Origin of the sequence: Myxococcus sp. AM009 (assembly GCF_013372605.1) — a bacterium.
GTDB classification, from domain to species: domain Bacteria; phylum Myxococcota; class Myxococcia; order Myxococcales; family Myxococcaceae; genus Myxococcus; species Myxococcus vastator.
Genome location: NZ_JABXEP010000096.1, coordinates 1 through 12,361 on the forward strand (window position 1 = coordinate 1; position 12,361 = coordinate 12,361).

General features: G+C 71.2%; 12 protein-coding genes and 1 rRNA gene. 6 read left to right on the plus strand and 7 right to left on the minus strand.

Annotated features, from left to right (window positions below; translation table 11 throughout):
- Positions 1 to 115, plus strand: a 5S ribosomal RNA gene (gene rrf / locus HV824_RS22535); the annotation flags it as partial.
- A gap of 75 nt (positions 116 to 190) precedes the next feature.
- Here rrf and HV824_RS22540 read toward each other — a convergent pair.
- Together HV824_RS22540 and HV824_RS22545 are read right to left on the minus strand one after the other, a co-directional pair.
- Complete coding sequence (locus HV824_RS22540) at positions 191 to 805, minus strand: DedA family protein (RefSeq protein ID WP_176420767.1); 615 nt, start codon at positions 803 to 805, stop codon at positions 191 to 193.
- Between the two features lie 317 nt (positions 806 to 1,122).
- A complete protein-coding gene (locus HV824_RS22545) occupies positions 1,123 to 1,647 on the minus strand; it encodes a tail fiber protein (RefSeq protein WP_176420768.1) in 525 nt (174 codons plus the stop codon).
- Between the two features lie 675 nt (positions 1,648 to 2,322).
- Here HV824_RS22545 and HV824_RS22550 point away from each other — a divergent pair.
- Complete coding sequence (locus HV824_RS22550; protein WP_368671035.1) at positions 2,323 to 3,879, plus strand: collagen-like protein; 1,557 nt, start codon at positions 2,323 to 2,325, stop codon at positions 3,877 to 3,879.
- Positions 3,880 to 3,966: 87 nt separating this feature from the next.
- On the opposite strand, the gene HV824_RS22555 is transcribed toward HV824_RS22550, so the two are convergent.
- On the minus strand, positions 3,967 to 4,479 hold the full coding sequence (locus tag HV824_RS22555; RefSeq protein ID WP_176420769.1) for a GNAT family N-acetyltransferase: 513 nt from the start codon (positions 4,477 to 4,479) through the stop codon (positions 3,967 to 3,969).
- A 165-nt stretch (positions 4,480 to 4,644) separates the two neighbouring features.
- Between HV824_RS22555 and HV824_RS22560 the strand changes: the two genes are divergently transcribed.
- Positions 4,645 to 5,163, plus strand: a complete 519-nt coding sequence (locus HV824_RS22560) for a hypothetical protein (RefSeq protein ID WP_176424196.1) — start codon at positions 4,645 to 4,647, stop codon at positions 5,161 to 5,163.
- Between the two features lie 411 nt (positions 5,164 to 5,574).
- Complete coding sequence (locus HV824_RS22565) at positions 5,575 to 6,330, plus strand: DUF1338 domain-containing protein (RefSeq protein WP_176420771.1); 756 nt, start codon at positions 5,575 to 5,577, stop codon at positions 6,328 to 6,330.
- A gap of 8 nt (positions 6,331 to 6,338) precedes the next feature.
- On the opposite strand, the gene HV824_RS22570 is transcribed toward HV824_RS22565, so the two are convergent.
- From HV824_RS22570 to HV824_RS22580, 3 genes are read right to left on the minus strand one after another with little or no spacing between them, the layout of a single operon-like run.
- Positions 6,339 to 6,929, minus strand: a complete 591-nt coding sequence (locus HV824_RS22570) for a GNAT family N-acetyltransferase (protein WP_176420772.1) — start codon at positions 6,927 to 6,929, stop codon at positions 6,339 to 6,341.
- 25 nt (positions 6,930 to 6,954) lie between these two features.
- The gene (locus HV824_RS22575; RefSeq protein WP_176424197.1) at positions 6,955 to 8,184 is read right to left on the minus strand and encodes an OmpA family protein; all 1,230 of its coding nucleotides are present in this window, start codon (positions 8,182 to 8,184) and stop codon (positions 6,955 to 6,957) included.
- Positions 8,185 to 8,212: 28 nt separating this feature from the next.
- A complete protein-coding gene (locus HV824_RS22580; protein ID WP_176420774.1) occupies positions 8,213 to 8,572 on the minus strand; it encodes a DUF4398 domain-containing protein in 360 nt (119 codons plus the stop codon).
- Positions 8,573 to 8,791: 219 nt separating this feature from the next.
- On the opposite strand from HV824_RS22580, the gene HV824_RS22585 reads away from it, so the two are divergent.
- Positions 8,792 to 9,676, plus strand: coding sequence for a 5'-3' exonuclease H3TH domain-containing protein (locus tag HV824_RS22585; protein ID WP_176420775.1), 885 nt, complete (start codon positions 8,792 to 8,794; stop codon positions 9,674 to 9,676).
- Between the two features lies 1 nt (position 9,677).
- On the opposite strand, the gene HV824_RS22590 is transcribed toward HV824_RS22585, so the two are convergent.
- On the minus strand, positions 9,678 to 11,744 hold the full coding sequence (locus tag HV824_RS22590) for an ATP-binding protein (RefSeq protein ID WP_368671036.1): 2,067 nt from the start codon (positions 11,742 to 11,744) through the stop codon (positions 9,678 to 9,680).
- Between the two features lie 163 nt (positions 11,745 to 11,907).
- Here HV824_RS22590 and HV824_RS22595 point away from each other — a divergent pair, with 163 nt between their 5' ends.
- Positions 11,908 to 12,348 (plus strand): group II truncated hemoglobin, encoded by a 441-nt coding sequence (locus tag HV824_RS22595; protein WP_176420777.1) that lies wholly within the window; start codon positions 11,908 to 11,910, stop codon positions 12,346 to 12,348.
- Positions 12,349 to 12,361 lie beyond the last annotated feature (13 nt).

A 12,361-nucleotide genomic window follows, 5' to 3' on the forward strand; every position in this document is an offset into this window, starting at 1 on the left:
CGGTGGCTATGTCGGAGGGGTTCCACCCGTTCCCATCCCGAACACGGAAGTTAAGCCCTCCAGAGCCGATGGTACTTCGCGGGAAACCGCGCGGGAGAGTAGGTCGCTGCCGGATTCTTTTTGAGAAACCCCCGGTGTCCCTCGTGGACACCGGGGGTTTTCTGTTTTTGGGCCGCTTGGGTTTCGCGCGTCACCGCGGGGGCCGCGCCAGGCGCCGCATGCGCAGCCTGCGCACGCCGCCCACCGTCAGCAGCGCCGCCGTGGTGGCCAGCACCAGCAGGTGCTCGGCCCGCGCCGTTCCCTTCGCCGCCGCGTCCACGCTGTGCGAGAAGGCGTACCCCAGCCCCACCACGACCGGGACGCTGATGCACAGCGCCAATCCATCCCAGAGCAGGAAGTGGCGCAGCCGCATGCCTTGCACCGCGGCCATGATGAACACCGCCCCGCGCAGCACTGAGAGAAATCGCCCTACGAAGACGCAGCGCCCGCCGTGGCGCGCGTAGAGCTGGCCCAGTCGCTCGCGGCGCTCAGGCGGCAGGAGCTTCTTCAGCCGTGGATGCTCGTACAGCGCGGGCCCCAACCTTCGGGCCGTGAGGAAGAGGGCCGTGTCTCCGCAGAGCACGCCGGCCATCCCGACCGCGAGCGCCAGGGCCATGGGAAGGACGTCCCGGTGCGCGAGGATGCCCAACGACAGCAGCACCAGGTCCTCTGGGATGGGCACACCCAGGCCTCCGGCGATCAGGGCGGCGAAGAGCAGGGCCGCCGAGCCATGGGTCAGCAGCCACGGGAGTGGACCTGCGGCCATCGCGTCCCCTTTCAGGGTTCATCCAGGCTCCATAGGGCGGACTGTGCGCGCCGCCCTGCGCTCCTGCCGGAAGAGGAGGACCTCCCGGGCGATGAGTTGAGGGGGCGGCCACGCGGGCACCGCCACCTCCGCCCCCGTGCCATATCGCAGCCCCCCACATGCCCACCCAGCGTGAAGCGGACTACCCACCCCGCCGCTCAGGGGCAGTGCGGACCTGGACGGGGGGGCTTGTTTCGCGGCGACCGTTCGCGTGGGGCTGCCGCGCCTCGCACGCCTGGACGGGGCGCGGCACGGCAGCCCTCAAGGCTCACGGTGCGTCAGTTTCGCGACGGGTAGATGCCTTCCAACGCGATGATGAAGTTGATGCACAAGAAGGGCGACATGTTGTTGTGCGGCTGGCTGCCGCCCGCGACGCCGATGGCGGCGGGGTTCATCGTCCCGTCGATGGGAGCGGCCCGGTAGTTGAGCACTGTTGCCGTGGAGTCCGCCGCGAGCACGGTGCCAATGGGCGTTTCCGTATCGCCGGCCTGGCTGCTCACATTCATGCTGTGATTGTGCGCCGGCATCTGCGTCGAAATCAGCGTTACGGTTTCAGTTCCGCCTTGTTCGCCCAGCGTGCGGGGGGACAGACCGGGGCCTTGACCCGGCTGCATGGGGTAGCGGCCACGCAGGTCCGGCAGGGCGAACGTCGTCTGCCCATTGCCACCATAGGTGGTGCCCAGAATGGAGAAGAGCGCCGTGTTCTGGGCGATGGGGAGAATCTGCCCCTGGCAGAAAGCCCAGCCCCGCGGAGCGAAGTTGCCTGCGAACATCATGACCTGACCGATGAAGGGCTCTGACACGTGCGTCACCTTTCGAGAAGAATGCGCATCCTCGCAGAGCAAAGGTCCGGCCAGCGCTCGAATCGCGCGTGTTTCATGTGTGTGTGACGGCGGCATACAGTGAAACGTGAGGCGCGGTGCCTCCTTGTCTCGCTGTGTCACGCGCGCTCGTGCGTCCGGTGCAGACGCGGATGCGTCCAGCGCAGACGCTAGCGGGGGCTCGCGTGCCGGTGACACGCGGGTGCGTCCGACCCGGACGCCAGGGCAATGTTTCGCGGGTTCTCCTCCAGGAGAGAATCTGCCCGGTTGCCGCCGAACCTCTTGGGTCGCCCCGGTCTTCTTGGCGTGGCGTGAGGCTTGCTCAGAGGCCCTCGGCATGACGTTTCACGACGAGGAGACCGGCAGATGACGCAAGAGAACTGGCGACGCCCGCTGTATCAGAAGTGGTTTCAGGCGCTGCCGCTGACGGCACTGCTGGTGCTGTCGGCGTGTGAGGAAGGCACGCCGGGACCGCAGGGGCCGCAAGGTCCTGCGGGTCCCGCGGGCGCTGAAGGAGCGCCGGGGGCTGAGGGACCCGCTGGCCCCCAGGGTGAGCCGGGTGCGCCTGGCGCGGATGGGCCTCAGGGGCCGCAAGGTCCTGTGGGGCCCGCGGGTCCGGCCGGGGGGCCCGCGGGGCCTCAGGGGTTGACGGCGCTGGTGCGGACCGCGTCGGAGCCCTCCGGTGAGAACTGTTCCCAGGGCGGCGCCTTGGTGGAGACCGGTATCGACGTCAACCGGAACGGCGAGCTGGAGGATGAGGAGGTTGATGCCTCGCTGACCCGCTACGTGTGCAACGGCGAGCAGGGACCGGTGGGGGCCGTGGGCCCGCAGGGCCCCGAGGGGCCGCAGGGCCTTCGGGGTGAGCAGGGCGTACCGGGGCCTGTCGGTCCCCAGGGGGAGCAGGGGATTCAAGGTGACCTGGGTCCTGTCGGTCCGGCGGGCGCGGTGGGGCCTGTCGGTCCGGCGGGTCCGCAGGGCGCCACGGGAGCCGAGGGTCCGGTGGGCCCGGCGGGCGACACGGGGCCGCAGGGAGAGGTCGGCCTGGGCACGGTGATGCGGACGACCGTGGAGCCGGCCTCCGGCAACTGCGCCACCGGGGGCGTGCGACTGGAGACCGGTGTCGACGCCAACCGCAATGGCACGCTGGATGTGGGCGAGGAGACCGTCGCGCTCACGCGCTTCGTGTGCAACGGCCCCCAGGGGCCGCAGGGGGCCCAGGGGCCCGCGGGCGCGATAGGACCAGCGGGGGAAGCGGGGCCCGCGGGACCGACTGGAGCTCAGGGCCCGCAGGGGCCTCAGGGGGCCACGGGCTCGCTGGGCGCCTACGGTGACGGGTCCGGGGGGGCGCTCACCGTTGCCAACGGGAGCACGTTGGATTTGACCACGGCCGCGGGATACGCGTCGCTCGGGGGGCGGCATCACCTGCAGTTCACGACCGTCACCATCAGCGGCACATTGATTGTCCCCAGCGGGACGGTCATCCGGGCCACCGGCGACGTCACCATCAATGGCATGGTCATCGTGGACCCCAGCGCCGAAGACAACGGCACCGGGCCCGCGGAGGCAGGCGTGGCGCGTGCGGCCGCCGGTGAGCCCCAGGGGGGACGTGGGTTGTTGCCCCTTCAGGCCGCGCAGCTCCTGCGCCCCGGTGGTCTGGGCGGCGGCGCGGGTGCCAAGCAGGCGAATGTGTCCGGAGGCAAGGGCGGTGGCTCCCTGGTCATCCTGGCGCAGGGCGCGCTCCGTGTTCCGCCGGGAGGCGCCATCAACGCCAATGGCGAGGCCGGTGGGAGCGCCGCCAACTTGCCGGGTTCGGGCGGTGGCGCGGGCGGCGTCCTCGTCCTCGTGGGCAAGGGCTCCATCACCGTGGGCGGTGCAGTCCGTGCGGTGGGGGCCAACGGAGGCGCGGGCAACAACGCGGGTGGTGCGGGCAAGGGCGGTGGCGGTGGCGGTGCCGGTGGCATCATCCAACTGCTCTCCACCACGACGCCTGCCGTGACGGGCACCATCGCGGTGAACGCGGGCGCCGCGGGCGCCACCGCGAACCCCACAGGCGCCAGCCAGGCCATCTCCGCGGGTGGTGGTGGCGGCGCGTGCGGTGGCAATGGCGGCTCGGGTGGTGGCGGGACGCTGGCCGTGCCTCAGCCGTCCGAGGCGGGTGCCGTCGGATATGACCTCCGGACCGTCACGCCGACGCCGGAGAACGTGTTCCTGTAGGTCCTGATGTTTGGGGGGGGATGCGGCGGCTCGCGGGCAATCAGCTCGCGGGCCGTTCGTGTTTCCGGCGCATGGTTCGGCTGTGCATCAGTCCTGACGTGGCGCGGGGTTCCACGTCATGGCGACGTAGGGGGCGGCGGCCTCCTCCTCGGGCGGCTCGGTGTCCACCTCGAAGCCCAGGCGCTCGTACAGCCTGCGCGCGGGGCTGGTTCGCAGCACTCGCAGCCGGAGGGGGAGGCCCGCCTTCCCGGCCTCGTCCCGCACCTGGGTCAGCAGCCGGGTCCCCACGCCGCTGCCTTGGTGCGTGGGCAGCAAGGCGATGTCCACCACCCGCCACTCCGCAGCGTCCTTCGCGACCAGCAGGCGCCCCACGGGCTGGCCCTGGAGGCACACCACCAGGTGGTCGGCGCCGGGATGGCGGGCTGCCCAGTCGTGAGACTGCGCCATCCACTGCATGCGGAGGAAGGCGTCGCGCTGCGCGGGCGCCCAGCCCCATGCGGCGAGCTCGGACTCCCGGGTGCTGGCGTACAGCGCGAAGAGAAAGGAGTCATCCGAGGCCGTCGCGGCCCGCAGGTCAATGGACACAGTGGTGCGCAGCATGGCTCGACGGGCGACGACGCGTCCATCAGCGGACGGCCACCGCAGTGCGCCGTCATCCGCCCAACGGCGGATGCAAGCAACGGTAAATCCGGACGTCCTCGTAATCGTGGTTGGACGTCAGACCCGGATGAGATTTTCGGGAGCAGTTCCCGAAGGAGCTACACGATGAAGAAGACGCGAGAAGAGGCACTGAACCTCCAGGAAGCGGGGGACATGGAGGCGCGGTGGCGGGGCCTCGCCACCCAGTTGCTGGAGCTGGGCGACGACGCGATGGATGCGCAGCTCCTCGTGGCCTTCCGAGCCGCGCGTGAGGACGGGGTGGTGCCTCCCGACGCGGGCTTCTTCCTGGTGGCCCACATCCTCACCACCATGGCGGACGAGGCGATTGGTGACGAGCCTCGCGTGTGCCGCCTGGCGCTGGAGTTGGAGTTGATGGAGCGCGAATACGGCGTCGAGCAGGGCGCCTGGCTCAGCGGCGAGGAGGCTCCCCCCGAGGACTGGGAGGCCCTGCGCGCGGCGTACGAGGCCGCTTGTGACGAGGCCCGCGCCACCTTCTTCACGGCCTATGGCGAGGAGGAGATGGCGCGGCTCTACCTGGATGACCGCTTCTGCTTCCACCGCCGCTTCGAGAGCGGGCGCCGCTTCTTCCACGGACTGCCCATGCTTCCCGAGCATCTGCACTGACTCTCAGTTCTCAATTTCTCTCATTCAAATGATGTGAGCCGCTTTTCACGCATCTCAGGCGGAATGTTGCGGCTACAAAGTTTGGATTAGCAGGACTTCAAGGTAGCTCAACGCGGTGTTGGTGCCGCGGTTTGCAGCGTCCTGGCATTTTCCGTCAGCACACCCTATTCCGGCGCTCGCTTCCGGTGAGCGGGTGGGGTGGCGGGGAAGAAGTCAATGCATACCATCGGTGTGAAGACTCGAAACTCCAAGGCGAGTCTTCAGCAGCTTCGCTGCTCGGCGGCGCGCGTCTCTGGCTGAAGTCCCCTCCAAGGACCCGGAGCCGCGCGCCGCCGCACTTTTCCCCGAGGGACGGTGGCCTGGGCCGGTCACGGCGGGCTTCGGCGGGTGGTGGCGTAAGCTTCGCGCCCCATGACCACCGACTCCGCCCACCGTCTCCTGGACCTGCTGTGGGAGCGCTACGCCGCGGAGGTGCCCTACGCGCGCACCTTCGTGCAGCTCTCCGGGGGCCGCTTCCGCAATGACCACGTCGCGCTCCGCTCGCTGGCCCGGCCCGGTGGAGGCATCGCGCTCTTCTCGCAGCCCTTCATCCGGCTCGGCTGGAAGGCCGCGGGCGCGTACACCTTCCCGGACGCGCACCTGTCCGCCATCTATCTGTCACATCCGGCGGGGCTGCCCCGCATCTTCATCTCCGAGCTGAAGCAGGAGGAGCTGCCCCCGCGCGCTCGCGAGCTGCTCGCCCGGCTGCCCGAGGACCCCGCGCCTCCCGAGGACGTGGACGCACTGGCCGCGTGGTTCGGCCCGCCGCCCCCGCCGGACGAGGCCGCGCTGCTGGAGCTGGAGAAGGCGTCCCAGTATGGCGCCTGGCTGCTCGCCTTCGGCCGCAAGGTGAACCACTTCACCGGCTCGGTGGACGACGTGGAGGCGTGGCAGAAGCGCATGCGCGAGGCCGGCGTGCCGATGAAGGCCGACATCGAGGGCGCGCCCGGGACAGCGCTGCGGCAGACCGCCACGCAGGCCGCGCCGCTGCCCGTGTTGCTCAAGGGCGGTGGCGTGCGCTCGTGGCCCTACGCCTACTTCGAGATTGCTCAGCGCACGCCGGACTTCGATGGCTTCCTGGGCCCCCAGGCCCGGGCGCTCTTCGACATGACGAAGCGCGGCGAGTAGCCCTCGGGTCATCCCCGCCGGCCAGGGGCAATCAGCGCGTTGAGGACGTGGTCTCGCCACTGGCCGTCGATGAGCAGGAGCTCCCGCGCGATGCCCTCCACCTGGAAGCCCAGGCGCTTCAGCACCGCGGCGCTGCGCAGGTTCTCCGGCAGGTGGTTGGCTTGGAGGCGGTGCAGGCCCATGACGTTGAAGGCGTAGTCACACAGCGCGCGCAGGGCCTCCGTCATCAGGCCCTGGCCTTCGTAGTGGTGGTCCAGGCCGTAGCCCAGGTCCGCGGACTGCAACGGGCCTCGGCGGATGTTCGTGAGCGACACGTTGCCGATGATGGGCGCCAGCTGGAAGGGCTGGCTTCGTGGCAGCAGGAACACGCGCAGCGACAGGTCGCGCCGGAAGTCCTCGCGGTCCTGCGCCAGCCGCGTGCGCCAGTACGTCACCGAGAAGAAGTTGGCCGGCCGCGCCGGCGACACGGTGGAGACGTGCTCCCGGTTCGCCTCGTGGTACGCGAGCACCCGCCACGCCGCATCCGGCGGAAGCTGCGCCAGATGCAGGCGTTCGGTGCTCAGCAGGCTGGGGACTGCGTCTGTGCCCATGGCGGGCATTCTCAACCCCGGCGTCCGTTGGCTTTCAGCGCCGAGGCGTCGTCGGGGACTGCGCGCCGCTGCCGCCGGTGGCTTCCTCTCCTCCGTGCGGGAGGATGATTTCCACGCGCCGGTTGTTGGCCCGGCCCTCGGGGGTGGAGTTGTTGGCGACGGGCCGGTACTCGCCCAGGCCGCGCACCTCCACGCGGTCACGGCTCACGCCCTGGCTGATGAGGAACTCACGCACGCGCTCCGCGCGCCGGTAGGACAGGGCTTCGTTCATCGCGTCCGAGCCCGTCGAGTCCGTGTGGCCTTCAATCACCATGGGGCTGTCAGACGCCTTGAGCGCGTTGGCCACCTCCGTCAGTTGCTCACGCGCCGCTGGGAGCAGGTCCACCGCGTTCGACGCGAACAGCACCTGCCCCGACAGCGTCAGCACCAGGCCTCGGGCCTCCTCGTGGACCTTCACGTCGCGCGCCGTCGACTCCAGCTGCGTCAGGGCCTCCGTGGCGCGCTGTTCCGCGTCGAGCCGTGCCTGTCGCTCGCGTTCCAGCTCCCGCTCCACCTGGCGCCGTGCCTCCTGCTCCGCTTCCAGCTCCGCCGAGCGCTGGAGCAGTTCGTGGTTCTCCTGGGCCAGGCGCTGGGATTCCGTTTCAGCCCGCGCCCGGCGCTGCTCTTCTTCCTGGAGCCGCGAGGTCTCCTCCGCCAGCCGCCGCGACTCCGCCTCCTGCTGCTGGGCCAACCGCCGCAGCTGCTCCGCCTCGTGCTGGCGCCGCTGCGCATCCAGCCGCATGCGCTCGGCTTCCTGCCGCCGCGTCACGGCGTGCTGTCGGGACTGCTGCTGCTCCTGGAGGGCTTGCAGCCGCTCACGCTCGGCCTGGGCGAGCTGCTGACGGGCCGCCTCCAGCTCCGCCTGGGAGCGCTGCCATTGCCGCGCCTGGGCTTGCTGGAGCGTGGCCTGGGCCTGGGCCTGCCTCCGCGCCGCCAGGTCCGCGGTGCCGCGCGCCCCCGCCGTCTCGGACTTGCGCAGCGCCACGTAGGACAGCGAGCGGGTGCGAGGGGAGTCCTGGCTGCGGTCGTACTCCCGCTCGGCTTCCAGCAGCGCATCCCGCGCCGCCGCGACGTCGCGGGGACGCTCACGGCCCTGGGGGCTGGTGGAGACCTCCTGGTACGCCGCGCGCGCGTTGAGGAGCTCCTGTGGCGGCGGCGTGTGTGCGCACCCCACGGCGGCCAGCGCAGTGACGCCGGCGAGGGCCTTCCATCCACGCTTCAGCATGTCGCTCTCTCCTGTCGAGGTTGTCGGCTCACGGTTGGCCGCGGCGCAGCGACTCCGCCTGGGCGGCCGTGCGTCGCGACTCGCGCTCCAGCGGGACGGCCCGGGCCAGCGCGTGCGCCAGCTCCGCGTCCGCCTCGGCCTGCCTGAAGCGCAGCTCCGCGGCTTCCTGTTCGCCTTCCACCCACAGCCGCTCCGCGTCGGCAATCTGCTGCCGGGCGAACTCCAGGTGGAGGGCCGCTTCGGGGACCCGGGCGGCGCCAGCGCCTTCCGCCGCGCGCAGCGAGGCCTCGGCCTGCACGCGGTGCTCATTCGGCGCGGGGAGCACCTGCCGCCCGGCGCATCCCGCCATCGTCAGGCCCAGCAGCACCGCCGCCAGCTTCAGGCGCATGGTTTCACCTCCTGCCGCTCGAGGACGTGGACACGCGTCATGGCGCGCCCAGACGTAGAGGTGGGGCCTCGGAGACAGGCCGGCAATCCAACCGTGGCAGGGTTGGTCGAAGAGCGGGCGGGCAGCCATACAGGCGCCTCACCTCCAGCGTGGGGACTTCCCCTCACGGGCGCACCTGGGCGCTGGCCGGCGTGCGCCACCGGAGGTAGAGAGGGTGACATGCGCCTGCACCTGGTCGACGGCACCTACGAGCTCTACCGCGCCCACTTCTCGCCCCGTCCAGGGCATGCCGCGCCGGGTGGACAGGACGTGAAGGCCACGGTGGGGCTGATGTCCTCGCTGCTCGCGCTGTTGCACGACGCGGACGAAGCGGTGACGCACGTGGCGGTGGCGTTCGACAACCCCATCCGCTCGTTCCGCAACGCGCTGTTCGACGGCTACAAGAGCGACGAGGGCGTCCCTCCGGAGCTGCACGCGCAGTTCGACCTGGCGGAGGAGGCCGTGCGCTCGCTGGGCGTCACCGCGTGGTCCATGAAGGAGCAGGAGGCGGATGACGCGCTGGCCACCGCCGCGGCGCGGTGGGCGGACGCGGTGGAGCAGGTGCGGCTGCTCACGCCCGACAAGGATTTGGGCCAGTGCGTGCGCGGCAGCCGCGTGGTGCAGGTGGACCGGCGGCAGGAGAAGGTGCTCGACGAGGACGCGGTGCGCGCGAAGCTGGGTGTGCCGCCCGCGAGCGTGCCGGACCTGCTGGCGCTGATGGGCGACGCGGCGGATGGCATCCCCGGACTGCCGGGCTTCGGGGAGAAGGGCGCGTCGGCGCTGCTGAGCGCGCATGGCCACCTGGAGGACATCCCCGCGGAGGCGTCCGAGTGGAAGGTGCGTCCCCGGGGCGCGGAGAAGCTGGCCGCGACGCTGCGCGAGCACCGTGCCGCCGCGCTGCTCTACCGCCAACTGGCCACGCTGGTGACGGATGCGCCGCTGCCGGGCACGTCGTCGCTGGAGGACCTGGCGTGGAAGGGCGTGCCGGCCGCCGCGTATGAAGCGTTCTGCGACCGGCTGGGCCTGACGACGCTCAAGCGCCGTCCCAAGCGCTGGGCGCCCTGAGCTACCCCGTGGCCTCGCCGCCGTCCGGGCGCACGGGCAGCGCGGTGGGCGCATGCCGCGGCAGCCGCACGGTGAAGGTGGTGCCCGCCTCCTCCTGGGAGCGCGCCTCCACCGTGCCGCCGTGGGCCAGGACGATGCTGCGCACGATGTAGAGCCCCAGGCCGATGCTGCGCCGGCCCTGGTCCTCTGGACGCACCGTGGCGCGCTCCAGCGGTTCGAAGATGCGCGACTGCCGCTCCAGCGGAATCGCCGGGCCCAGGTTGTGGACCTCCAGCACGACGCCGTCGTCATCGCCTCGGGACTTCACTCGCACGGGCGTGCCGGGCGGGCTGTACTGCAAGGCGTTGCCCACCAGGTTGCCAATGAGCTGCGCAAGCCGGTCCGGGTCCCACGTGCCCAGGCCGTTCCCGGTGCGCTCCGTCTCCAGTCGACGGTCGGGCCAACCGGCGTGCACCTCGTCCAGCACCGCGCGCACGACTTCGTGCAGGTCCATGGGCTGGGGGTACACCGGCAGCCCCGTGCCCTGGCGCGCGCGGGTGAAGTCCAGCAGGTCGCGAATCATCCGCGTCGCGCGGTCCGCCGAGCTCCGGATGCGCTGCGCCTGCCGCTCCTGCCGCTCATCCAGCGGCCCGCGCTGGAGCATCATGGACACCGCCAGGGTGATGGCCCCCAGCGGGTTGCGGAGGTCGTGGCTGACGATGCCGATGAGCTGCCGCTCGAAGTCCGCGCGGGCCTTCATCTGCTGCGCCAGCTCCGACTCCTTGCGCCGCGCCAATACGGAGTCCGTGACTTCCGCCGCGAACAGGATGACGGCCGCCAGCCGGCCGCTGGCGTCCCGCATCGGCTGGTACATGAAGTCGAAGTAGCCCTCTGGCGGGGGGCCCCCGGGCACCTGGGCGATGCGTATGGGCAGCTCCCGCGCGCTGAAGGGCTCGCCGGTGGCGAAGACGGTGTCCAGCACCTCGAGGACGTTCTGGCCCTCCAGCTCCGGCAGGGCCTCGCGGAGCGTGCGGCCCACCAGCGGACGCTGGCCAACGCGCTGTCGCAGCCGCGCGTTGGCCACCACGCAGCGCTGGTCGGGCACGCTCAGCACGCCGAGCAGCGCGGGCACCTGTTCGAAGAGCGTGGCCAGCATGGCGCGCTGCTGGTCTGATTCCTCCCGGGCGCCGCGCTCCAGCTCCAGCAGCCGGGCCCGGCCGGCCTCGGCCTCCTGGCGCTCGGTGACGTCCTGCATGGCGCCCACCACCTGCGTGGCCTTGTCCTGCGCGTCGCGGATGATGTGGCAGCGGTCCGCCACGTAGGCCCAGGAGCCGTCTCCGCGCTGGAAGCGGTAGGTGCCCTGCCACTCGTGCTCGGGGCCTTCCAGGGTGGCCTGGAGGCTGGCGACGACGCGCGCGCGGTCGTCCGGGTGCAGCCGCTCCTCCCACCAGCGACGCTCGTCCTGGATGGTGCCGGGGGCGTAGCCGAAGACCTCGTGCAGGCCGCTCGTCCAGTCCATGAGGCCCGTGCGCGGGTCCCACTCCCACACCGCGTCCCGCGTGGCGCGCGCCGCCAGCCGGAAGCGCAGCTCGCTGCGCCAGGCGCGCTCCTCGGCGGCCTGGACCTCCGTCAGGGTGCCTTCCAGCCTCCGGCGTCGCGCCCGTTCGTCCTCCAACGTCTTGCGCCGGCTGCGCTCCCACTGCGCCAGGGCCTGGACGCGCGCGGCGAACTCCATCGGGCGGAAGGGCTTGAAGACGTAGTCGTTGGCCCCCACGGAGAGGCCTTCCACCACGTCCTCCGCGCGCGTGTTCCCGGTAATCAGCAGGACGGGGACGTGCTCGGAGGCGGGATTGCTCCGGACGAAGCGGCAGACCTCCAGGCCCGACATGCCGGGCAGGTGCCAGTCCAGCACGAGCACCTCGGGCACGGGCCCTTGCGTCAGGGCCTCCAGCAGTGAGGCCCCGTCCAAGAACCCGGTGACCCTGCAGTAGGGCTCTAGCGCCCGGCAGATGGCCTGGGTCTCTACTGGACTGTCGTCGAGCACCCAGACCACGGGGGGAGAGGGCGCGACGCGGGGGGAGATGGGCACGGGTGGCCGTGGCTCTAGCAACCGCCTCTCACCCAGGTCAAATCTTCCACGGCAGGCGGACCCTGGACCGCCTGCCTCTCTGTCCGCCGGACGTCAGCCAGGCGTTTCGAGGGGAATGACGAGTCTCCATGAACCCGGACGTCGCCAGCGGTAGAAGGAGAGCATGTCCGTACCATTGAACATGCCCTCCGAAGACGACTGGGTGCCAAGCCAGGACGACCTGCCGTACCACCGGCTGGGCGGCACTGAAGCGGCCATGGCCCTGGCCGAGGCCTTCTACGACGCCATGGACGCCCACGAGCCCGAGCTGGCGCGCCTGCACGAGCTGGACGCCGAGGGCCGGGTGAACCGCGGCACGCGCGAGCGCTTCGGCCTGTTCCTCGCGGGATGGCTGGGCGGACCGCAGGACTACACGGAGCGTCATGGCCACCCCCGACTGCGCATGCGGCATGGCCACCTGCCCGTGGGCGTCGCCATGCGGGATGCGTGGATGCGCTCCATGCAGCGGGCCATGGACGCGCGGGGCATCACCGGGGGCCTGCGCCGCTTCCTCGAACAGCGCTTCGCCCATGTGGCGGACTTCCTGCGCAACGTCGAGGAGTGAAGCACAGCCCACC

Coding starts and splice junctions, on each gene's coding strand:
- HV824_RS22575 (WP_176424197.1), bottom strand. CDS start 8,184: ATGCTGAAGCGTGGATGGAAGGCCCTCGCCGGCGTCACTGCGCTGGCC.
- HV824_RS22555 (WP_176420769.1), bottom strand. CDS start 4,479: ATGCTGCGCACCACTGTGTCCATTGACCTGCGGGCCGCGACGGCCTCG.
- HV824_RS22565 (WP_176420771.1), top strand. CDS start 5,575: ATGACCACCGACTCCGCCCACCGTCTCCTGGACCTGCTGTGGGAGCGC.
- HV824_RS22585 (WP_176420775.1), top strand. CDS start 8,792: ATGCGCCTGCACCTGGTCGACGGCACCTACGAGCTCTACCGCGCCCAC.
- HV824_RS22560 (WP_176424196.1), top strand. CDS start 4,645: ATGAAGAAGACGCGAGAAGAGGCACTGAACCTCCAGGAAGCGGGGGAC.
- HV824_RS22595 (WP_176420777.1), top strand. CDS start 11,908: ATGTCCGTACCATTGAACATGCCCTCCGAAGACGACTGGGTGCCAAGC.
- HV824_RS22540 (WP_176420767.1), bottom strand. CDS start 805: ATGGCCGCAGGTCCACTCCCGTGGCTGCTGACCCATGGCTCGGCGGCC.
- HV824_RS22570 (WP_176420772.1), bottom strand. CDS start 6,929: ATGCCCGCCATGGGCACAGACGCAGTCCCCAGCCTGCTGAGCACCGAA.
- HV824_RS22580 (WP_176420774.1), bottom strand. CDS start 8,572: ATGCGCCTGAAGCTGGCGGCGGTGCTGCTGGGCCTGACGATGGCGGGA.